Genomic DNA, 19,944 nt, shown 5'->3' on the forward strand with positions numbered 1-19,944 from the left:
CCGGTCCGAAAAGTTTGCGGTTTGTACGTCAGGTGTCCGCGGCTACGCGTATCATTGCAAGGCTTTCCCTTCCACTTCGCAGTCACAAGAACCGGCGTCTCTGAAGACGTTTCCGTCATGATGATGGTTTGAGCGCCATTCCCCGTCGCAGATTGCCATCTCGATTCTTGCAATCGTCGGTAGAATCATTGCGTGAGTTTTGCGGCTTATGCGGTCGTCGCCCTTTCCTAGGGATCAGTCGGTCCATTTCAAAAAAGGAGCAGATAATGGGAAGCAATCTGAGGCTCGGCGTTCTTGCCGCCGGTGTAGTCGTAGCGCTCCTGGTTGCGATGGGGTCGTGGTACACGATCGATCAGGGAGAGCGCGGCGTCATCCTGCGCTATGGCGCCATTGCCGGGACGGCTGAACCTGGCCTCGGTTTCAAACTGCCCCTGATCGACGCCGTCGTGCGTGTTTCCGTCCAGTCCAAGGCTGTCGTCTACGACAAGATGGAAGCCTATAGCCGTGACCAGCAGCCGGCCGACATCAAGCTTTCGGTGAACTACCGAATTCCAGTCGATCAGGTCGATACGGTCTATGAAAAGTACGGTTCGGAAGATGGGCTGTTGTCCCGCTTAGTCGAGCGCAAGGTTTTCGAGGAAACCAAGACGGTTTTCGGCCGCTTCAATGCCGTCACGGCCATTCAGGAGCGCGGCCGCCTCAACCAGGAGATTGCCGAAGCCATTCAGCGAAGCGTTGCCGGGCCGGTCGTGATCGACACGGTGCAGATCGAGAATATCGATTTCTCGGACGCCTATGAGCAATCCATCGAGCAACGCATGCTGGCCGAAGTCGAGGTGCAGCGTCTGCGCCAGAACGCGGAGCGGGAAAAGGTGCAGGCCGAGATAACCGTCACCCAAGCCAATGCGCAAGCCGACGCACAGCGCGCTCAGGCCCAGGCCCAGGCGGATTCCGTACGCCTGCAGGCCCAGGCCGAGGCCGAAGCGATCCAGCTTCGCGGCAACGCCGAAGCCCTGGCGATCAAGGCGCGCGGCGATGCCTTGCGCGACAATCCCGGCCTTGTCGCCCTGACGCAGGCGGAGCGCTGGAACGGCCAGCTTCCGCAGACCATGCTTCCGAACAGCAGCATTCCGATGCTCAATCTGGATACGCGGGCGGTGGCGCAGGATTGATTGCTTTCGAGCACGCGGCCGGTCTGCATCTGGCCGCGCCGCGCCACGCATGTTGAGAAAGCGCCTCTCCCTGTCCGATGCGGGACGACGGACACTATACCGAGGCGCTCTTGAATTAATTGGTGATCCCGACAGGAATCGAACCTGTGACCTACAGATTAGGAATCTGCCGCTCTATCCTACTGAGCTACGGGACCAACCGGAAAGACACATAGCCGCTTCGGCGCGTTTCGCCAACGGTTTTGGGCAGCAAAATTTGCTGCCCTTTGCCGTTCATGCCGCCAGTGTGGTCTCGGCCAAGCGCACCCAATAGCTCATGCCGTGCGGGATGACCTCGTCGTTGAAATCGTAGGCGGAGTTGTGCAGGTTGGCGGTGTCGCCGTTGCCGATGAAGATGAAGGCGCCGGGGCGGGCTTCCAGCATGTAGGAAAAGTCCTCGCCGCCCATCACCGGCTGGATTTCGCGATGGACCTGGTTGCCGCCGGCAATCACCGCCGCGACGTCGCCGGCAATCACGGTTTCCTCGGGATGATTGAAGGTGACGGGGTAGTTCGCGTCGTAGTGGACGTTGATCGTCGCGCCATAGGCGGCAGCGATGCCTGAACAGATGGTTTCGATGCGTTCGCGGGCGATTGCGGCGACTTCCTTCTTCAGGGTGCGCACCGTGCCGGCGAGTTCGACCTGTTCGGGAATGACGTTGTAGGCGTCGCCACCGTGGAATTTTGTCACCGTCACGACGACCGAATCGACCGGGTTGACCGTGCGCGAGGCGATGGTCTGGAAGGCTGTGACGATCTGGCTGCCGATGACCACCGGGTCGATGGCGAGATGGGGCATGGCCGCATGGCCGCCCTTGCCCTTCACGGTGATGGTGAATTCGGCGGTCGCCGCCATGATCGGGCCGGGCCGGATGGCGAACTGGCCGACCGGCAGGCCGGGAATGTTGTGCATGCCGAAGACTTTTTCGATGCCGAAGCGGTCCATCATGCCGTCATTGACCATGGCAAGGCCGCCGGCGCCGCCTTCTTCGGCCGGCTGGAAGATGACGGCGACGGAGCCGGCGAAATTGCGCGTCTCAGTGAGATATTTGGCGGCCCCCAGAAGCATGGCGGTGTGGCCGTCATGGCCGCAGGCGTGCATCTTGCCGGGCACGGTCGAGGCATAGGGCTTGCCGGTGGTCTCGGTGATCGGCAGCGCGTCCATGTCGGCGCGCAGGCCGACGGTCGAGCCGGCACCGAGATTGCCGCGGATGACGCCGACCACGCCGGTCCTGCCGATGCCGGGCACGACCTCGTCGCAGCCGAAGGATTTCAGCTTTTCAGTGACGAACTCGGCCGTCTTGAACACGTCGTAGTTCAGCTCGGGGTTCTGGTGCAGCGTGCGGCGCCAGCCGGCGACTTCGTCCTGCAGTTCGGCGGCTCGGTTCAGGATCGGCATGGTGAATGACTTTCGTTGTTCATGGTTTCCCGGCATTACCCACAATCGTGATCGCAGATGCTTTGCCATCATGAGGTCACATAAGCTAAATAGCACCGCATGAACGTGGGTGCGGGACGATGATGGCCAATGCGTGCTGTCGGATATTGGCCCAGGGCCGAAATCTTACGGACCACGGGGCGACCACGGCAAGAGGCGATTTCAGGATTTCTCATGCGGCATAGCTTTTTTCCAAAAGGACTTCTCGCCGGGCTGGCAGCGCTCGGTGCGCTGGCGGCGGCGCCGGCATGGGCCAATCCGTCGATCCTTTTCGACCTGAACACCGGCAAGGTGCTGCAGCATCAAGATGCGTTCCAGCGCTGGCATCCCGCCTCGCTTACAAAGCTGATGACGGCTTACGTCACTTTCCGGGCCATCGATGCGGGTGAATTGACACTGCAATCGCCCATCAAGGTCACCAAGAAATCCGCCGCCGAGCCGCCGAGCAAGATGGGCTACAAGCCCGGCTCGGTGATGACGCTCGACAATGCGCTGAAGATGATGCTGATCAAATCGGCCAACGACATCGCCTATGCCGTGGGCGAGAATGTCGGCGGCACGATCCCGGCCTTTGCCGACCGCATGAACACAGAGGCCGCGCGCCTTGGCATGACCGGCAGCCATTTCACCAATGCCAACGGCCTGCATGACCCGCTGAACTATACGACCGCGCATGATCTCGCCATTCTGGTGCGGGCGATCCGCACGGAATATCCGCAATATGCGCCCTATTTTGCCATCGAGGGCCTCAGTGCCGGCAAGAAGGTGCTGAAGAGCTTCAATCTGCTGGTTGGCCGCTATCCGGGGGCGGATGGCATGAAGACGGGCTTCGTCTGCGCTTCGGGTTTCAACATGATCGGCTCGGCGACGCGCAACGGGCATACGCTGGTCGCAGTCGTGCTGGGCGAGAAAACGGCGGTGAGCCGCGCCGAAACGGCTGCAAATCTGCTCAATCAGGGCTTTGCGATGCCCGATGCCGGCGGCGCAACCGTGGCGACGCTGCCTGTCTATGGCAACCCGACTGCGGCTCCGCTCGATATCCGCGACCAGATTTGTCCGAAGAAGCCGGCTGCGACTGCCGCGGCACCTTCGGAGGATGCCGGCGAACAGGCAGCCACGGGTCCGAAGTCGCCTTATCTCGAAAAGCTGGATCACGAACCACGCCTCGTCGCGGTCGGGCTCGGCGGTGCGACCGGCCCGGTGCCGAAGGCGTTCGCGGCGATCGCTGCCCAGAGCTATGCCGACGTACCGATCCCGACTTGGCGCCCGGACCGGCCGGCACCTGGCGGTACGCTGGCGGCCCAGGGCGACAGCCAATAGGCTAGGGCGCTGAACATGAGCGAGCTTTATCCCATTCCCGTCTCGGTGCTGACCGGCTTTCTTGGCGCCGGCAAGACGACACTGCTCAACCGGCTCTTAAAAGACGCAAGCCTCGCCGATACGGCGGTCATCATCAACGAGTTCGGCGATGTCGCCATCGATCACCTGCTGGTCGAGCAGGCGTCGGACGGCATCATCCAGCTTTCGGACGGCTGCCTGTGCTGCACGGTGCGCGGCGAGCTGGTCGATACGCTGGCCGACCTCATCGACCGGCTCCAGACCGGCAAGATTGCCAGGCTGAAGCGCGTCATCGTCGAGACTACCGGCCTTGCCGACCCGGCCCCGGTGCTGCAGTCGATCATGGGTCACCCGGCGCTGGTGCAGGCGTTCCGGCTCGATGGCGTCATCACGCTGGTCGATGCCGTCAACGGCAATGCGACGCTCGACGCCCATGTCGAGGCGGTCAAGCAGGTGGCGGTGGCCGACCGCATCGTCATCACCAAGGCCGATCTTCAGGATGATCCGGAGGCGCTTGCCGCGCTTCACGCCCGGCTGCGCCAGATCAATCCCTCAGCGCCGCTGCTCGACGTAACCGACGAGACGACGGGCGTTGCGGCGCTGTTCGAATGTGGGCTCTACGATCCGACGACGAAGACCGCCGATGTCCGCCGCTGGCTGGGTGAGGAAGCGGCGCATGCCGCGCATCACCACGGCGATCACGATCATCACCACGATCGTGAGCATGAACATCGCCATGACGATCGCGTCCGCGCCTTCACGCTGGTCCACGACGGCCCGGTGCCGTTTTCGACCATCGAGATGTTCCTCGATCTGCTGCGCTCCACGCATGGCGAGAAGCTGCTGCGGTTGAAAGGCATTATCGAGATTGCAGAGGATCCCGGCCGGCCGTTGGTCGTCCATGGCGTGCAGAAAATCCTGCATCCGCCGGCGCGGCTGCCGTTCTGGCCGGACGCCGTTCGCGGCACGCGGCTGGTGCTGATCACGCTCGACATGCCGGAAGATTATGTGCGGCGCCTGTTTGCCGCCTTCACCAACAAGCCGGCGATAGACACGCCGGATCGTGCTGCGCTTGAGGACAATCCGCTGGCGATTGCCGGGATGCGGCGGTAGCGGGTGACGTAGTTGGCTTGCTTGTGGGCCGGCTGAATTCTGAAGGGCTGCGTTCCTTCGCGCCCCCCTCTGGCCTGCCGGCCATCTCCCCCGCAGGTGGGGAGATCAGCCTTCATGACAGCTTTCGCCAGTTTTCAACGTCGCAAGGGATGAGCCGGCAGGGACACAGCTAATCTCCCCACCTGCGGGGGAGATGGCCGGCAGGCCAGAGGGGGGCAACGTAGAGCGCCGGCAATGCCGACTTGCGCCCTGCCTCGAAGCGCCTACGCTCCCCGCTCCACCAGAAACCGATGCCCGCCACCCGCCGCCTGCGTTTCCACAAGCCGATGTCCGTTGTCGGCGCAAAAGGCGGGGATGTCGATGACGGCCAGCGGGTCGGTGGTTTCGAGCCACAACAGGCTGCCGGGGACCATCTCGGACAAGCGCTTGCGGGCTTTCAGCACGGGCAGGGGGCAGTTCAGCCCCTTGAGGTCGTAGACGCCCGCTTCAGCCGACATCGCGCCTCAGCTGCCGAAAATATTGGTGATGCCGGCAAGGCGCTTTCGCACATTGCCGAGAATGCCCGGCTGTTCGACGGGTGCACCTGCAGCGGTGGTTGCGGATTCCGGCGGTACGATGGCGATCTGGCCGGCGTCGGCCGTTGCAGGTTGGGCGGGTGCGGGAGCCGGTGCTGCCTTCTGCGCCTTGGCCAGAGCGATCGCGGCCTTCTTTTCGTCTGCCGCGCGCTGTTTTTCTTCGGCTATCTTCTTCTTTTCGGCTTCGGCGGCTTCCAGCGCTGCCATACGCCGTCCAGCCGGCGAATCGATGCGGCCCATGCGGGTGGTGGTGGCAACGACCGTGCCGTCCTGCTGCAGCGACGGCGGCTCGATCGGTACGCGCTCGCCGCGCGCCCGCTTGTGGGTCCATTCCTGAACCAGCTTGGCTTCCGTGATCCCGGCAATTGCAGGCTTCGGTGCGATCTTCTCGCTCTTGCCGATGGCGCTCGAAAAAGCCGCATCATAGGTCGACTGATAGGACTGATAGGCCATCTTCAGCGAATCGGGCTGGGTCGAGGCCGGGCAGGCGCTGGTCGGCGAGAAGGCAGCACCTCCTTCGGGCACCTGGTTGAAAACGTAGCGCTTCTCGCAGACATCGACCTTCGGCGGCACCTTGGTGATCTCGAAGTTGTCGTAACCTTCCTTCAGCATCTTCCAGAACGCGTAGTTCGGGTCGTTGCGGTAGCGCGCCATGTTGGCGGCAGTCATGCGGAAGGGAAATGCCTGGATCTGGAACTCGGTCTGGCCGCCATTGAAGGCGTCGCGGCCGAAGGCGTAGATCTGCTCGATCTGTTCGTCAGTCATCGAATAGCAGCCGGAGGACGAGCAGGCGCCATGCACCATCAGGTTGGTGCCGGTGCGGCCGTTGGCGCGGTCATAGGCGTTGGGATAGCCGATGTTGAAGGCCAGATGGTACTGCGAGTTCGGGTTCATCTGCGCCGGGCGCACCGTATAGAAACCCTCGGGAGCCTGGCGGTCGCCCTCGATATATTTCGGTCCGAGCTTGCCCGACCATTTGCAGATATCATAGGTCGCGATGACGTCGTAGCGGCCGTTGGTCTTCTGCTTCCAGATCTCGACCTTGCCTTCTTCCTTGAAGACGCGCGCCATGATCGGCGCGTTGCGCTGCATGCCCTTGGCCTTCATCTCGGCCACGACTTTTGGCGACAACTGCTTGTTGGCCTTGGGCGACAGATCGGTGAAAGTCGTCTGCTCGTTGCAGCCAGCCACAGCGAATGTGGCAATCAGCAATCCGGCGCGTATGACGTTGGCAATCAGCGGCATGAAAATCGTCTTCGTTTCCATCGGTCGCGGCGAGAAGAGCGTCTCCCGTCGTCCGGTCATTTCCAGGAACCGGACAATATGCCCGTTAACCTTGAAAATTGATTACCGCAAGGGTTAACAGCCCACTCTCACCACAGGCGATACACGAAAAAGTGGCGGCAATTTTGTGGCAGAAATTTGGAACCCCGCCGTAATTCCCCAACGATCAGAGGCTGCGGCCGATGGCGAGGTATTTTTCGCGGCGCTGTTCGCGGAAATCGGTCGGCTTGGCGGCGAAATCGGCAAGCGTCTTGGCAATCAGGTCGCCGGCAGCCTTCATCACCGTTTCGGGTGCGCGGTGGGCGCCGCCGAGCGGTTCGGGAATGATCGCGTCGATCACCTTGAGGTCGAGAAGGTCCTGCGCGGTGATCTTCATGTTGGTCGCGGCGTCCTTGGAACGCGTGGTATCGCGCCACAGTATGGAAGCGGCACCTTCCGGCGAGATTACCGAATAGATGGCATGTTCGAGCATGAAGACGCGGTTGGCCGTGGCAATGGCAATCGCGCCGCCCGAGCCGCCTTCACCGATGACCACCGAAATCGACGGAACCTTCAGGCCGAGGCAGGCCGAGGTCGAGCGGGCGATGGCTTCGGCCTGTCCTCGCTCTTCCGCCTCGACGCCGGGAAAGGCACCGGCGGTGTCGACCAGCGTCACGACCGGAATTGAGAAGCGGTCGGCAAGCTCCATGATGCGCACCGCCTTGCGGTAGCCTTCGGGCTTCGCCGAGCCGAAATTATGCTTGATCCGGCTCTTGGTGTCTGAGCCCTTTTCCTGGCCGATGACAGCCACTGGCTCGCCGCGGAAGCGCGCAAAGCCGCCGATGATGGCCTCGTCCTCGCCAAAGGCGCGGTCGCCGGCGAGCGTCGTGAAATCGGTGAACAGCGCATCGACATAGTCGAGGCAGTGCGGCCGGTCGGGATGGCGGGCCACCTGCACCTTCTGCCACGGCGTCAGCGCCTTGTAGGCGTCGCGCAGTGCATCCTTGGAGCGCTTCTCCAGCCGGGCGATCTCGTCGGCGACATCGACAGCCTCGCCGCTTTCGGCAAGCTTCTTAAGCTCGATGATCTTGCCATCGAGATCCTGCACCGGTTTTTCGAAATCGAGGTAATTGTACATGCGTGAGCGGACCAATACGCCTGAATTAAAACACAGCCAGAACCTTCAAAAGACAGGTTCGGCGCCGCGAAACTCGCCTCCACATAGCGTCAGCTTGTCTTGTCGGCAAGCGGATGATGGTCATTGACCAGTCGCATCAACCGTTCCTCGAGCACATGGGTGTAGATTTGTGTCGTCGATATGTCGGCGTGGCCGAGCAATTGCTGCACGGCGCGCAGGTCGGCTCCGTTCTGCAGGAGATGGCTGGCGAAGGCGTGACGCAGCACATGCGGCGAGATTTTCGCGGCTGTTATTCCGGTTCTAGCGGCGAGCCCCTTCAGGTCGCGCGCAAACACCTGCCGCGGCAGATGGCCGCTTTCGGAGGCTGCGGGAAACAGGAATGGGCTCTCGGCAAAGGCCGGCACTTTCTCACGTTCCGTGAGCCAGCTGCGCATCGCTTCGCGCGCCTTGGCCGAGAGCGGCACCATGCGATCCTTGTCGCCCTTGCCGCGCACGATGAAGAAGCGCTCGTCGCGCAGCGCCACCGTTAGTGGCAGGCTGACCAGCTCGGAAACGCGCAGGCCCGTCGCGTAAAGCACCTCGACCAGCGCATGCATGCGCCTTGCCGCGATATGGGCGCTGTAGCCGGTCGATGCGTCATTGGCTTCAGTCGCGGCGCGGTCGAGCAGGCGGCCGGTCTCGGCCTCGCTCATGATCTTGGGCAGCGGCCGGTCTTTTTTCGGGCTGTCGAGCGTGCCGGTGGGGTCGTCGGTGCGCAGCCCCTCGGCATAGAGGAATTTGTAGAACTGCCGCAGCACCGAAAGTTTGCGGGCCTGCGAGGTCGCGGCAAAACCGCGCCCGGCGATGTCGCCGAGATAGGCGCGGATGCTTTCGGTCGCAGCACCGGCCAGGTCGCCGATGTTTTCGGCGGCATCTTCCAGGTCTCGGCGGTAGGAGGAGAGCGTGTTGTTGGCAGCGCCCCGCTCGGCGCTCATCATCTCCAGAAAAGCCTCGATGCGTGCGCCGCTTCTCATGGTCGCTATTTCTTCTGATTGATCTTGTCGGCGGGAATGCGGATGGTGATCTCGCCCTTCTTCGGCTCGACATAGGTGACCAGAGCGAACATTGCGCCGTAGGCAATGCCCGCCAGAACGCCCAGCGTCACCAGAAACCGGAATAAGGTCGGCATTGTTTGGTCGTGCCCTCCCTGTGCCGTGCCGTTATGGGACGCCCTTCATGTCATTTCAAGGGCGGGTCCTAACCCTTGACGCGCAAAGGGTTTTGATGTCGAAACGCCGCATGATGAGCGAGGCGCCCGAAAACACGGTTCCGAGACAGGCCGAACTGCTGCAGCAGCTCGGTTCGCGCTCTATCGTGTTCGTCGGGCTGATGGGCGCCGGCAAGACGGCGATCGGCCGGCGGGTTGCGAGCGTTCTGCATCTGCCTTTCACCGACAGCGACCACGAGATCGAAAGCGTATCGCGCATGACGATCCCGGAATTGTTCGAACGCTATGGCGAGCCGGAATTCCGCGCGCTGGAGCAGCGCGTCATCCACCGAGTGCTGGAAGGCGGCCCGCAGGTGCTGTCTACCGGCGGCGGCGCCTTCATGAATGCGCAGACGCAAGGCATCATCGCGGATCACGCCGTCTCGGTGTGGCTGAAGGCCGATATCGACACGCTGATGGAGCGGGTCGGCAAGAAGCCGACGCGGCCGCTGCTGCAAAACCCCGACCCGCGCGCCGTCATGGAGCGGCTGATGGCCGAGCGCTATCCCATCTATGCCAAGGCCGATGTCACCGTGCCCACCCGCGACGAGCGCAAGGAAATCATCGCTGCCGAGGTTATCGAGGAACTCGTGACCTATCTTTGCGGGCAGGGCCATGCCGCCACGGAGAATGCACAATGAATGACGGCGGAACGAACAGCCCGGTGAAAGTCGTCGTCGGACTTGGTGACAGGGCCTATGACATATTGATCGGCTCCGGCCTGATCGCGCGGGCCGGCGCGGAAATCGCGGCACGGCTGCCGGGCATCCGCGCGGCGATCGTCACCGACGAGAATGTCGCCGCTGCCCATCTCGATGCGCTTACGCAAAGCCTCGAAAGCGCTGGCATCGCCTCGACAGCGATCACGCTGCCGGCCGGCGAAAAGACAAAAAGCTTCGCTCATCTGCAGGACGTGGTCGACGGCGTGCTTGCCGCCCGGCTGGAGCGCGGCGACGCGGTTCTGGCGCTCGGCGGGGGGGTCATCGGCGATCTCACCGGCTTTGCCGCCGGCATCGTGCGGCGCGGCATGAATTTCGTGCAATTGCCGACCTCGCTGCTGGCGCAGGTCGATTCGTCTGTCGGCGGCAAGACCGGCATCAACAGCCCCCATGGCAAAAACCTCATCGGCGTCTTTCACCAGCCTCGCGTCGTGCTGGCCGATACCGATGTGCTCGACACGCTGCCTGTCCGCGAATTCCGCGCCGGCTATGCCGAAGTCGCCAAGTACGGCCTGATCGACCGGCCCGATTTCTTCGCCTGGCTGGAAAAGAACTGGCGCGAGGTGTTTTCCGGCGGACCGGCTCGAACCGAGGCGATTGCGCAATCCTGCCGCGCCAAGGCCGATGTCGTCGCCCGCGACGAATTCGAGACCGGCGACCGCGCGCTGCTCAATCTCGGCCACACATTCGGCCACGCGCTGGAGGCCGCGACCGGCTATGAAAGCGCGCGGCTCGTCCACGGCGAGGGCGTCGCCATCGGCATGGCGCTGGCCTATCGCTTTTCGGCGCGCATGAACCTTGCCAGCCCCGACGATGCCGCCCGCGTCGAGACGCATCTGCGCGAAGTCGGCCTGCCATGGCGCATGGCCGATATTCCGGGCACCCTGCCGGATGCCGAGCGTCTGCTTGGCTATATCGCTCAGGACAAGAAAGTGTCGCGCGGTGCGCTGACCTTCATCTTGACCCACGGCATCGGCCAGTCCTTCATCGCTAGGGATGTTCCGTCATCCGAAGTTCTGGCCTTCCTGCGGGAGAATCACCCGGGATGAAAGTTGAAGCGCTAGTCGCCGTCATCTGCGTCCTTCTGGCGCTGATTGCGCTTGCGTTGATATTCCGGCACCGCCTGCTCGCGGCTTTCGGTCTCGAACTGCAGGAGATCGAGCCGCAGCAATCGGCTCATGACGAGCTTCGCGGCACCGTCGCCGATCTCCACCGCGAGGGCGGCGTGGTCAAGCAGGACCGCGACCGCATGGGCGCGCTGCTCGACCTGCACGAGCTCGAAGTTTCGGACGTGATGGTCCACCGGCTGAACATGCGCTCGGTCAATGCCGACAATGCGCCCGAGGCTGTGGTGCGCGAAATCCTGCAAAGTCCACATACGCGCATGCCGCTGTGGCGCGGCGCCACCGACAACATCGTTGGCGTGCTGCACGCCAAGGATCTGCTACGCGCGCTCAACGATGTCGGCAACGATTTTTCGCAGATCGACGTGATGAAGGTCGCCTCCAAGCCGTGGTTCGTGCCCGATACGACCACGCTTCAGGAGCAGCTCAACGCCTTCCTGCGCCGCAAGGCGCATTTTGCCCTCGTCGTCGACGAATATGGCGAGCTGGAAGGGCTGGTCACACTCGAAGACATCATAGAGGAAATCGTCGGCGAGATCGCCGACGAGCATGATGTCGACGTGCAGGGCGTGCGTCAGGAATCGGACGGCTCGATCGTGGTCGACGGCTCCGTGCCGATCCGCGACCTCAACCGCGCGCTGGACTGGGAATTGCCCGACGACGAAGCGGTGACCATCGCCGGCCTCGTCATCCACGAGACGCAGTCAATCCCGGAAGAGAAGCAAGCCTTCACCTTCCACGGCAAGCGCTTCATCGTCATGAAGCGCGACAAGAACCGTATCACGCGCATCAGGATCAGGCCGGCGCTTGAGGTGGCCGAGACGGCGCCACGCTAGACCTGAGATTCAGGGTCGAGCTATGTTAAGTCCGAAAATGACCATCGCGACGATCTGGTAGTTCGACGCGCTACCAGCGCGTCGCTTCGCCCGGCGCTGCCGGCTCGATCGCCAGCGCATGCACACCGCCATTCAATTCGTCGGCCAGAAGCGCGTTGACCGAGCGGTGGCGGTCGATGCGGCTCATGCCCGAAAAAACATCGGAGACGATGCGCACGCGAAAATGCGTCTCGCCGGTGCCGTCATAGGTCACATGATGGCCCGAATCCTCGTGATGGTGGCCGGCGTGGAGATGGCTTTCGTTGAGGACGACGAGCCGCTCCGGCGAATATGCCTGTTTCAGCTTGGTTTCCATCGTTGCCTGTATGGACATTGCCGTCTCCTTCACCCAAATATGTCGCACTCATCGTAAAAGTGCCGATCTAGCATTTAATCCGCGATTCAGCGGGTTAGGGCGATGATTGCCGAAATGTCAATTCTTGTTCTGTGACCCCAACATCCCCTAAATGGGAATAGATGAAACCCTATCCAAAATATTTCGACAAGATTCGCGTGCGCCCCGACCCGCAGGCCGAGGTGAAGGCGCGCGCGCCGATCTGCCAGTGGGATGGGTGCAACGAAGCCGGTACGCACCGGGCGCCGGTCGGCCGCCTGAAGGAGGGCGAGTATTTCCGCTTCTGCTTCGATCATGTGCGCGAGTACAACAAGGGCTTCAATTATTTCTCCGGCGTGCCGGACAGCGAAGTCGCGCGCTTCCAGAAGGAAGCGATGACCGGCCATCGCCCGACCTGGACCATGGGCACCAATGGCGGCGCGCGCACGTCCTCGCCCGATTTCGCGCAGCAACGTTCGGGCCGCGCCGGCTACTACAAGAATGTGCGCGATCCCTTCGGCATGTTCGGCGAGAAGGCGGCACCGCGCGAGCGCAAGGCCAAGCCGCTTGAGGCCAAGGCGCTGGAAACGCTTGGCCTTACCACAAAGGCGACTGGCGCGGATATCAAGGCGCGCTATAAGGAGCTTGTGAAACGCCACCATCCCGATGCGAATGGTGGAGACAGGGGTTCGGAAGACCGGTTCCGCGATGTGCTTCAGGCCTATCGCGTGCTCAAGCAGGCAGGCTTGTGTTGAGCATCAGGTCTTAGGCCTTTCCGGAATGGCTTTCGCCCAGCCGGAAAAAGCTCTAAGACCGCTCCCGAACAAAATTGGATTGCCGGTGAAGCACGAGGCTTCGCGCGTGGAGATATGATGAACAAGGTCGATCGCGATATCGCAAACCTGCCCGACACGACGGCGTCGGTGAAAGAGAAATTCGGCTTCGATTCCAAGATGGTCGTGCCGGCCTATTCCGCTGCCAGCGAGCATGTACCGGACATCGATCCAGACTATCTGTTCGACCAGCAGACGACGATGGCGATCCTGGCCGGCTTTGCCTACAACCGCCGCGTCATGGTGTCGGGCTATCACGGCACCGGCAAGTCGACCCATATCGAGCAGGTTGCCGCCCGCCTCAACTGGCCTTGCGTGCGCGTCAATCTCGACAGCCATGTCAGCCGTATCGATCTCGTCGGCAAGGATGCGATCGTCGTCAAGGAAGGCATGCAGGTCACTGAGTTCCGCGACGGGATCCTGCCCTGGGCCTATCAGCACAATGTCGCGCTCTGCTTCGACGAGTATGATGCTGGCCGCCCGGATGTGATGTTCGTCATCCAGCGGGTGCTGGAATCGTCGGGCCGCCTGACGCTGCTCGACCAGAGCCGCGTCATCCGTCCGCATCCGGCCTTCCGCCTGTTTGCCACCGCCAACACGGTCGGCCTCGGCGACACGACCGGCCTCTATCACGGCACCCAGCAGATCAACCAGGCGCAGATGGACCGCTGGTCGATCGTCACCACGCTGAATTATCTGCCGCATGACAATGAAGTCGCGATCGTGCTGGCCAAGTCCAAGCACTACCGCAACGACAAGGGCCGCGACATCGTCAACAAGATGGTGCGCGTTGCCGACATGACCCGGTCGGCCTTTATCAATGGCGATCTCTCGACCGTCATGAGCCCGCGTACGGTCATCACCTGGTCGGAAAATGCCGAGATCTTCAACAATGTCGGCCTGGCCTTCCGCCTGACCTTCCTGAACAAGTGCGATGAGCTGGAACGCTCGATCGTTGCCGAATTCTACCAGCGCGCCTTTGGCGAAGAGCTGCCGGAATCATCGGCCAACGTCGTGCTGGGGTGAGGGGAGCCCCGATCGTGCGGCACGCTGCATTCCGCTTTTGCGCTCTGCCGGCAGTTGTCGTGATCGGATTGCAGTCCATGGCCTTTGCAAATGATTTCATGTCGGGACAGGTCTGGTCCTATCAGGACGCAAGCCCCGCAACATCGCGGGTCATCATCGGCAAGGTCGACAAGATGGCTAACGGTCAGAATATCGTTTCCATCTCCGTAACCGACGCGCCCATTCCGACCACGGAAACTCCTCTTCAGACGATTGGCCATATGCCGTTCGACAAGGAGGCGCTGCAGACAAGCCTGCTCAAGCAGGAAGGCAACGTGACTGTTCCGGCGGAATTCGCCGGTGGCTATGAGACTTGGCGCGCTGCCTATGACGCCGGCAAGGCCGGTGCATTTACCATTCCGGTGGTTAAGGCAGTCCAATATATCAAGCAGGTCGTGGAAAGCCCCTCCACACCGCCGCCGCATTAGGAAGCTTAGATGGCTGGACCCGGCGACAACACACGCGGAAAGCCCAGGACGGGCGGTGAGGCGGACGCTTTCAAGCGCGCCGTGACCGTTTGCATGCGTGCTATTTCCGGCGACAACGAGATGGAAGTCGCCTTCGCCAAGGACAAGCCGGCGCTTGCCGGCAACCGGGCGCGCCTGCCGGAACTGCCGAAGAAGGCATCGAAGACCGATATCGCGGTTACGCGAGGGCTCGGCGATTCCATGGCGCTCAAGCGCGCCTGCCACGATGCGCGCATCCACACCAAGCTGGCGCCGGAAGGCAAGCAGGCGCGCGCCGTTTATGACGCCGTCGAGCAGGCCCGCGTCGAGGCGATCGGCTCTCGCGCCATGGCCGGCGTTGCCGACAATATCGGCTCGATGCTGGAAGACAAATACGCCAAGGCCAATCTCGCCGACGTGCGCGACCAGGTCGATGCGCCGCTGGAGGAAGCTTTGGCGCTGATGGTGCGTGAGAAGCTGACCGGCCGTCCTGCCCCGAAGAGCGGCGAAAAACTTGTTTCACTGTGGCGCAACTGGGTCGAGGAAAAGGCTGGTCCTAATCTCGAGGGTCTGGTCGGAAAACTCGACGACCAGCAGGCCTTTGCCCGCGTCGTGCGCGACATGCTCGCCTCCATGAACATGGCCGAGGAACTCGGCGATGAGGAGCAGAGCGAAGACACCGAGAACAACGACGAAGACCAGCCGCAGGGTGGCGAAAAGAGCGAGGAAGGCGGCGAGGACGACACCGGCGCCGATGATTCGCAGCCTGAGGACTCCGAAGCTTCCGCCGAGGAAGACCAGTCCGGCGAGATGGAAGCGTCAGACGCCACATCCGACGACATGGCGGATGACGACGATGCCGACGCCGAGACGCCGGGCGAGGCGCGCCGCAAGGACGATCCATTCGCCAACCTGCCGCGTGACATCGACTACAAGGTTTTCACCACCACTTTCGACGAGACGGTGGGGGCGGAAGAACTGTGCGAGGAAGAGGAGCTCGACCGGCTCCGCGCCTTCCTCGACAAGCAGCTCGCCAATCTGCAGGGCGTCGTCGGGCGTCTCGCCAACCGGCTGCAGCGCCGCCTGATGGCGCAACAGAACCGCTCCTGGGATTTCGACCTCGAAGAAGGCTATCTCGACCCGGCCCGCCTCGTGCGCGTCGTCATCGATCCGATGCAGCCGCTGTCCTTCAAGCAGGAGCGCGACACCAAGTTCCGCGACACGGTGGTGACGCTGGTGCTCGACAATTCCGGCTCGATGCGCGGCCGTCCGATCACGGTTGCCGCGACCTGCGCCGACATTCTGGCGCGCACGCTGGAGCGCTGCGGCGTTTCGGTCGAAATCCTCGGCTTCACCACCCGCGCCTGGAAGGGCGGGCAGGCGCGCGAGAAGTGGCTGAAGGACGGCAAGCCCGCCAATCCCGGCCGCCTCAACGATCTGCGCCACATCATCTACAAGAGCGCCGACATGCCGTGGCGTCGTGCACGGCGCAATCTCGGCCTGATGATGCGCGAAGGGCTGCTAAAAGAGAACATCGACGGCGAGGCGCTGCTGTGGGCGCATCAGCGGCTGATCGCGCGGCCCGAGCAGCGAAAAATCCTGATGATGATCTCGGACGGCGCGCCGGTCGACGATTCGACGCTGTCGGTCAATCCGGGCAATTATCTCGAGCGGCATCTGCGCGCCGTCATCGATCTCATCGAGACGCGTTCCCCGGTCGAGCTTCTGGCCATCGGCATCGGCCACGACGTCACGCGCTATTATCGCCGCGCCGTCACCATCGTCGATGCCGAGGAACTTGCCGGCGCCATGACCGAGCAGCTTGCTTCGCTGTTCGGCGAGGAGACCGTCCGCGACACCCGCCGCAGCGGCGGCCGCCGGCGGGCGGGATGAGGTTGGTTGAGCTGGACATAAAAGACCCCCTCTCCGTCGCACTTCGCGCGCCACCTCTCCCCCAATTCATGGGGGCGAGGAACCCAAGTCCTGAAATGCCGCGGCTTTGGCGAGTGCCGGTTCCTCGCCCCCGCAAAGCGGGGGAGAGGTGGCTCGGCGAAGCCGAGACGGAGAGGGGGAGCTGCTGTGATCGCGCAACCCTCTTCGGCAGGGTCGCAGCACTTGGCCGTTCGCTGTCTTCTTCGGCGATGCTGGCTTTTGGCCTTGCCTTAGTCGCACCACTCATCGCCCAAGCCGAACCCGCTCCCGTCGAGCAGGTCGAAGTCAAATCCCGCCCCATCACCCGATTCCACATCGGCCGTGACGAAAAGCAGTTCGGCCCGCTGGAATTCGTCGGCGGGCTGGAGATGACCTCGCGGTCGCGCAATTTCGGTGCGCTGTCGTCCATGCGCTTTCGCAAACCGGGCAGCGATTTCATCGGCGTTGCCGACACCGGCTTCTGGTTCTTCGGCACGGTGACACGCGATGCCGACCAGCGCCCCACCGGCATTTCCGATTTCCGCATGGTGCAGATGGTCGATGAGGCCGGAAATCCGGCCAATGAAAAATGGCAGGTCGATGCCGAGGGCCTAGCCGTCAAGGACGATGTCGCCACCGTCGGTTTTGAGCGCAACCACCGCGTTGCCCAGTTCCACATAAACCCCGACGATATGCGTGCGGCGTTCGGCCAGCTCGATTTCCTCGTGCCGGCGCAGGAGCTGCGGCAGAATCGTGGCTTCGAGACGGTCGCCTATGCGCCGGAGGACAGCCCGCTCAAGGGCGCGCTGGTCGTCGTCTCGGAAAAGAGCCTGGACAAGCAGGGCAACATCTTCGCAGCGGTGCTTTCAGGCCCACGCAAGGGCGTCTTTACCGTCCAGCGCAGCGGCGATTTCGACATCACCGACGGGTCGTTCCTGCCCGATGGCGACCTGCTTCTGCTGGAGCGCAGCTATTCCATGGCGCGCGGGGTGCGGATGCGTCTGAGGCGCATCGACGCGGCAACGATCGCCAAGGGCAATGTCGTCGACGGCCCGATCCTTCTCGAAACCGACATGAGCTACCAGATCGACAATATGGAAGCGATGGATGTCTGGCGGCGCGCCGATGGCGCGGTGATGGTGTCAATGTTTTCCGACGACAACCACTCGATCCTGCAGCGCAATCTCTATCTGGAATTCATCCTGCGCGAGGATTGAAACCGCGATTTCGCACGCGCTGCTTTGGCGCTATGGTCGGCGTCTGCGATGCGGGAGCCGGCAATGTCGTCCGATATCACCGATCTTATCGACCGCTATTGCGCGGTCTGGAACGAACCGGACCCGGCGCGGCGCGAGGCGTTGCTCAAATCCGTCTGGGCTGACGGGGCGACTTACACCGACCCGCGCGCCGACACGGCCGGCGCCGGTGAATTGCTGGCGCATATCGCGAAGATCCAGGCTGGCCGCCCCGGCGCGACGATCGTGCGCACGAGCGCTATCGATCATCACCACGGCATCGCCCGTTTCGGCTGGTGCCTGATCGAAGCGGATGGCACGCCCTTGCCCGAGGGAATCGATATCGCCTTCCTGAGCCCTGACGGCAGGCGCATCGAGCGCATCATCGGCTTCTTCGGGCCGATGATGCCGGCCTGAGGCCGAACTTACGCCGCCAGGTGCGCCGCACCCGCCTGTGCGTAGTTATGCCCAAACCGATTGGCCAGGAACGCATCGAGCGCGATGTCTTCCTGCCGGATAAAACCCTTCTGCGGCAGTGCACCGAAAGCCAACATGTCGAGCACGGCGCAGATGCCGGAGGCTGTGGTGATCTGGATGGCGCTGCGCGCCGCATCGCCGGCGCCGCGGCTGTAGATCTTGTTGGCGTAGCTTTCCTGCAGCAGGCGGCCATGCTTGCGGCCGCTGACGGTGACGAAGATCACCACCACGTCCTGCATCGTCGCCGGCAAGGCGTTCTCCAGAATGTCCTTCAGCACCTCGCGGCGGTGGCGCAGGCCGAGATCGTTGAGCAGCGCCTTCATGATCGCGGCGTGGCCGGGATAGCGGATGGTGCGGTAGTTCAGCGTGCGCACCTTGCCGGCATAGGTCTCGCACAGCGTGCCGAGCCCGCCGGAGGTGTTGAAGGCCTCGTAGGTGATGCCGTCCAGCGAAAACTCCTCGCGCTCTTCCAGCGGCGGCACGTCGACCAGTTCGCCCTCGACGATCGCCTCGCATGGCTCGCAATATTCGTTGATGACGCCGTCGGTGCTCCAGGTCAGGTTGTAGTTCAGCGCGTTGGACGGGTATTGCGGCAGCGCGCCGACGCGCATGCGCACGCTTTCCAGCGTGTCGAAGCGTTGCGCCAGATCGTTGGCGACGATGGAGATGAAGCCCGGCGCCAGCCCGCATTGCGGGATGAAGGCGCTGGTGGCCGTGGCGGCGAGTTCCTTGACGCGGCGCGTGCTCGCCACATCCTCTGTCAGGTCGAGATAGTGCACGCCGGTCTTGGCGGCTGCCTCGGCAATCTTGGTGGTGAGGTGGAAGGGAGCGGCGCTCAGCACGGCGAATTTTCCGGCGAGCACAGCCTCCAGCGCACCATCCTGGCCGATGTCGATCTGTCGTGCGGAAATGCCATGGCCGAGGTCCATCGCATCGAGCTGCGCCTGCGCGCGGTCTACGACGGTAACGGCATAGTCGCCGGTTTCCGCCAGCATGCTTGCTATGGTCGCGCCGATCTTGCCAGCGCCGACGACTACGATCTCTTTCATGGTGTTGCCCCTCGAAATGCTTTCAATGGCAGAATCGTATCGTCACCCTCTGTCGAAAGGCAGTTTCATTTTAGACGAAACGGCGATAGAAATTCTCAATTCGCCGAAGGAATATATCATAATGACGACGGATGCCGACCGTGCCCTGATTGCGCTGCTGCGCGAGAATGCCCGCGCCTCGACCGCCGAGCTGGCGCGAAAGCTCGGCGTCTCGCGCACGACGGTTCAAAGCCGCATCGAGCGGCTGGAAAAGCAGGGCATCATCGAAGGCTACGGCGTCAGGCTGGCCGCGGATTACGAGAAAAACCTCGTGCGCGCGCATATTCTGGTGACCGTTCCGCCAAAACTTTCAGTCGCTGTCGGGGCCGAGCTTCGCCGCATCCCGGAGGTGCGCACGCTGCATTCGGTCAGCGGCAATTTCGACATGATCATCGTCGTTGAAGCGCCGTCGGTGCGCGATCTCGACCTGCTCATCGACCATATCGGCGCGCTCGACGGCGTCGAGCGCACGCTGTCGTCGATCATTCTGTCGACGCGGATCGATCGCTAGAGAGA

The 19,944-nt window shown here is 62.7% G+C and carries 21 protein-coding genes and 1 tRNA gene; 13 read left to right on the forward strand and 9 right to left on the reverse strand.

Features of this window, described 5'->3' with window-relative positions; translation table 11 throughout:
• The first annotated feature begins 266 nt into the window (after positions 1–266).
• Entirely contained in the window at positions 267–1,172 is a 906-nt protein-coding gene (locus G6N74_RS15260; RefSeq protein WP_165118738.1) for a prohibitin family protein, read from the forward strand.
• 120 nt (positions 1,173–1,292) lie between these two features.
• Here G6N74_RS15260 and G6N74_RS15265 read toward each other — a convergent pair.
• Positions 1,293–1,369: transfer RNA gene (locus tag G6N74_RS15265), tRNA-Arg, on the reverse strand.
• 76 nt (positions 1,370–1,445) lie between these two features.
• Positions 1,446–2,609 carry a M20 aminoacylase family protein gene (locus G6N74_RS15270; RefSeq protein ID WP_165118740.1) on the reverse strand — a complete coding sequence of 388 codons (1,164 nt, stop codon included), beginning with the start codon at positions 2,607–2,609 and terminating at the stop codon, positions 1,446–1,448.
• A 213-nt stretch (positions 2,610–2,822) separates the two neighbouring features.
• Between G6N74_RS15270 and G6N74_RS15275 the strand changes: the two genes are divergently transcribed.
• Positions 2,823–3,968, forward strand: coding sequence for a D-alanyl-D-alanine carboxypeptidase family protein (locus tag G6N74_RS15275; RefSeq protein WP_165118742.1), 1,146 nt, complete (start codon positions 2,823–2,825; stop codon positions 3,966–3,968).
• Between the two features lie 15 nt (positions 3,969–3,983).
• The gene (locus G6N74_RS15280) at positions 3,984–5,099 is read left to right on the forward strand and encodes a CobW family GTP-binding protein (RefSeq protein WP_165118744.1); all 1,116 of its coding nucleotides are present in this window, start codon (positions 3,984–3,986) and stop codon (positions 5,097–5,099) included.
• Between the two features lie 263 nt (positions 5,100–5,362).
• On the opposite strand, the gene G6N74_RS15285 is transcribed toward G6N74_RS15280, so the two are convergent.
• From G6N74_RS15285 to G6N74_RS15305, 5 genes are all read right to left on the reverse strand, one after another.
• Complete coding sequence (locus G6N74_RS15285; protein WP_165118746.1) at positions 5,363–5,596, reverse strand: sulfurtransferase TusA family protein; 234 nt, start codon at positions 5,594–5,596, stop codon at positions 5,363–5,365.
• A gap of 6 nt (positions 5,597–5,602) precedes the next feature.
• Entirely contained in the window at positions 5,603–6,913 is a 1,311-nt protein-coding gene (locus tag G6N74_RS15290) for a L,D-transpeptidase family protein (protein WP_165118877.1), read from the reverse strand.
• Positions 6,914–7,124: 211 nt separating this feature from the next.
• Positions 7,125–8,075 carry an acetyl-CoA carboxylase carboxyltransferase subunit alpha gene (locus tag G6N74_RS15295; RefSeq protein WP_091909853.1) on the reverse strand — a complete coding sequence of 317 codons (951 nt, stop codon included), beginning with the start codon at positions 8,073–8,075 and terminating at the stop codon, positions 7,125–7,127.
• An 89-nt stretch (positions 8,076–8,164) separates the two neighbouring features.
• A complete protein-coding gene (locus G6N74_RS15300) occupies positions 8,165–9,088 on the reverse strand; it encodes a site-specific tyrosine recombinase XerD (protein ID WP_165118748.1) in 924 nt (307 codons plus the stop codon).
• 5 nt (positions 9,089–9,093) lie between these two features.
• The gene (locus G6N74_RS15305) at positions 9,094–9,243 is read right to left on the reverse strand and encodes a histidine kinase (RefSeq protein ID WP_165118750.1); all 150 of its coding nucleotides are present in this window, start codon (positions 9,241–9,243) and stop codon (positions 9,094–9,096) included.
• 95 nt (positions 9,244–9,338) lie between these two features.
• On the opposite strand from G6N74_RS15305, the gene G6N74_RS15310 reads away from it, so the two are divergent.
• Genes G6N74_RS15310 through G6N74_RS15320 form a run of 3 tightly spaced genes read left to right on the forward strand, consistent with a single transcriptional unit; the run spans position 9,339 to position 12,000 of the window.
• On the forward strand, positions 9,339–9,962 hold the full coding sequence (locus G6N74_RS15310; RefSeq protein WP_246245761.1) for a shikimate kinase: 624 nt from the start codon (positions 9,339–9,341) through the stop codon (positions 9,960–9,962).
• Positions 9,959–11,089 carry a 3-dehydroquinate synthase gene (gene aroB / locus G6N74_RS15315; RefSeq protein WP_165118752.1) on the forward strand — a complete coding sequence of 377 codons (1,131 nt, stop codon included), beginning with the start codon at positions 9,959–9,961 and terminating at the stop codon, positions 11,087–11,089. Before G6N74_RS15310 ends, aroB begins: the two co-directional genes overlap by 4 nt.
• Entirely contained in the window at positions 11,086–12,000 is a 915-nt protein-coding gene (locus G6N74_RS15320) for an HlyC/CorC family transporter (RefSeq protein ID WP_165118754.1), read from the forward strand. The genes aroB and G6N74_RS15320 overlap by 4 nt, the downstream gene beginning before the upstream one ends.
• 70 nt (positions 12,001–12,070) lie before the next feature.
• Here the strand turns inward: G6N74_RS15320 and G6N74_RS15325 are convergent, their stop codons facing one another.
• Positions 12,071–12,373 (reverse strand): BolA family protein, encoded by a 303-nt coding sequence (locus G6N74_RS15325; RefSeq protein WP_165118756.1) that lies wholly within the window; start codon positions 12,371–12,373, stop codon positions 12,071–12,073.
• A gap of 143 nt (positions 12,374–12,516) precedes the next feature.
• Between G6N74_RS15325 and G6N74_RS15330 the strand changes: the two genes are divergently transcribed.
• From G6N74_RS15330 to G6N74_RS15355, 6 genes are all read left to right on the forward strand, one after another.
• On the forward strand, positions 12,517–13,128 hold the full coding sequence (locus G6N74_RS15330) for a J domain-containing protein (RefSeq protein ID WP_091909874.1): 612 nt from the start codon (positions 12,517–12,519) through the stop codon (positions 13,126–13,128).
• Between the two features lie 117 nt (positions 13,129–13,245).
• On the forward strand, positions 13,246–14,232 hold the full coding sequence (gene cobS, locus G6N74_RS15335; RefSeq protein WP_165118758.1) for a cobaltochelatase subunit CobS: 987 nt from the start codon (positions 13,246–13,248) through the stop codon (positions 14,230–14,232).
• A gap of 77 nt (positions 14,233–14,309) precedes the next feature.
• Positions 14,310–14,699, forward strand: coding sequence for a hypothetical protein (locus G6N74_RS15340; RefSeq protein WP_165118760.1), 390 nt, complete (start codon positions 14,310–14,312; stop codon positions 14,697–14,699).
• A gap of 9 nt (positions 14,700–14,708) precedes the next feature.
• Positions 14,709–16,610, forward strand: a complete 1,902-nt coding sequence (gene cobT / locus G6N74_RS15345; protein WP_165118762.1) for a cobaltochelatase subunit CobT — start codon at positions 14,709–14,711, stop codon at positions 16,608–16,610.
• A 248-nt stretch (positions 16,611–16,858) separates the two neighbouring features.
• Entirely contained in the window at positions 16,859–17,845 is a 987-nt protein-coding gene (locus tag G6N74_RS15350) for an esterase-like activity of phytase family protein (RefSeq protein WP_165118879.1), read from the forward strand.
• A 63-nt stretch (positions 17,846–17,908) separates the two neighbouring features.
• Complete coding sequence (locus G6N74_RS15355) at positions 17,909–18,280, forward strand: nuclear transport factor 2 family protein (protein ID WP_165118764.1); 372 nt, start codon at positions 17,909–17,911, stop codon at positions 18,278–18,280.
• 8 nt (positions 18,281–18,288) lie between these two features.
• On the opposite strand, the gene G6N74_RS15360 is transcribed toward G6N74_RS15355, so the two are convergent.
• Positions 18,289–19,389: a saccharopine dehydrogenase family protein gene (locus G6N74_RS15360; protein WP_165118766.1), complete on the reverse strand. Its 1,101-nt coding sequence runs from the start codon at positions 19,387–19,389 to the stop codon at positions 18,289–18,291.
• Between the two features lie 121 nt (positions 19,390–19,510).
• Between G6N74_RS15360 and G6N74_RS15365 the strand changes: the two genes are divergently transcribed.
• On the forward strand, positions 19,511–19,939 hold the full coding sequence (locus tag G6N74_RS15365) for an Lrp/AsnC family transcriptional regulator (RefSeq protein WP_165118768.1): 429 nt from the start codon (positions 19,511–19,513) through the stop codon (positions 19,937–19,939).
• Positions 19,940–19,944: the final 5 nt, after the last annotated feature.

Source organism: Mesorhizobium zhangyense (assembly GCF_011045115.1).
GTDB lineage: Bacteria > Pseudomonadota > Alphaproteobacteria > Rhizobiales > Rhizobiaceae > Mesorhizobium_M > Mesorhizobium_M zhangyense.

What these genes read in the sequence shown, in the direction of transcription:
- G6N74_RS15260 (WP_165118738.1), top strand. Translation starts at nt 267, where the DNA reads ATGGGAAGCAATCTGAGGCTCGGCGTTCTTGCCGCCGGTGTAGTCGTA.
- G6N74_RS15270 (WP_165118740.1), bottom strand. Translation starts at nt 2,609, where the DNA reads ATGCCGATCCTGAACCGAGCCGCCGAACTGCAGGACGAAGTCGCCGGC.
- G6N74_RS15275 (WP_165118742.1), top strand. Translation starts at nt 2,823, where the DNA reads ATGCGGCATAGCTTTTTTCCAAAAGGACTTCTCGCCGGGCTGGCAGCG.
- G6N74_RS15280 (WP_165118744.1), top strand. Translation starts at nt 3,984, where the DNA reads ATGAGCGAGCTTTATCCCATTCCCGTCTCGGTGCTGACCGGCTTTCTT.
- G6N74_RS15285 (WP_165118746.1), bottom strand. Translation starts at nt 5,596, where the DNA reads ATGTCGGCTGAAGCGGGCGTCTACGACCTCAAGGGGCTGAACTGCCCC.
- G6N74_RS15295 (WP_091909853.1), bottom strand. Translation starts at nt 8,075, where the DNA reads ATGTACAATTACCTCGATTTCGAAAAACCGGTGCAGGATCTCGATGGC.
- G6N74_RS15300 (WP_165118748.1), bottom strand. Translation starts at nt 9,088, where the DNA reads ATGAGAAGCGGCGCACGCATCGAGGCTTTTCTGGAGATGATGAGCGCC.
- G6N74_RS15305 (WP_165118750.1), bottom strand. Translation starts at nt 9,243, where the DNA reads ATGCCGACCTTATTCCGGTTTCTGGTGACGCTGGGCGTTCTGGCGGGC.
- G6N74_RS15310 (WP_246245761.1), top strand. Translation starts at nt 9,339, where the DNA reads ATGTCGAAACGCCGCATGATGAGCGAGGCGCCCGAAAACACGGTTCCG.
- aroB (WP_165118752.1), top strand. Translation starts at nt 9,959, where the DNA reads ATGAATGACGGCGGAACGAACAGCCCGGTGAAAGTCGTCGTCGGACTT.
- G6N74_RS15320 (WP_165118754.1), top strand. Translation starts at nt 11,086, where the DNA reads ATGAAAGTTGAAGCGCTAGTCGCCGTCATCTGCGTCCTTCTGGCGCTG.
- G6N74_RS15325 (WP_165118756.1), bottom strand. Translation starts at nt 12,373, where the DNA reads ATGTCCATACAGGCAACGATGGAAACCAAGCTGAAACAGGCATATTCG.
- G6N74_RS15330 (WP_091909874.1), top strand. Translation starts at nt 12,517, where the DNA reads ATGAAACCCTATCCAAAATATTTCGACAAGATTCGCGTGCGCCCCGAC.
- cobS (WP_165118758.1), top strand. Translation starts at nt 13,246, where the DNA reads ATGAACAAGGTCGATCGCGATATCGCAAACCTGCCCGACACGACGGCG.
- G6N74_RS15340 (WP_165118760.1), top strand. Translation starts at nt 14,310, where the DNA reads ATGGCCTTTGCAAATGATTTCATGTCGGGACAGGTCTGGTCCTATCAG.
- cobT (WP_165118762.1), top strand. Translation starts at nt 14,709, where the DNA reads ATGGCTGGACCCGGCGACAACACACGCGGAAAGCCCAGGACGGGCGGT.
- G6N74_RS15350 (WP_165118879.1), top strand. Translation starts at nt 16,859, where the DNA reads ATGCTGGCTTTTGGCCTTGCCTTAGTCGCACCACTCATCGCCCAAGCC.
- G6N74_RS15355 (WP_165118764.1), top strand. Translation starts at nt 17,909, where the DNA reads ATGTCGTCCGATATCACCGATCTTATCGACCGCTATTGCGCGGTCTGG.
- G6N74_RS15360 (WP_165118766.1), bottom strand. Translation starts at nt 19,389, where the DNA reads ATGAAAGAGATCGTAGTCGTCGGCGCTGGCAAGATCGGCGCGACCATA.
- G6N74_RS15365 (WP_165118768.1), top strand. Translation starts at nt 19,511, where the DNA reads ATGACGACGGATGCCGACCGTGCCCTGATTGCGCTGCTGCGCGAGAAT.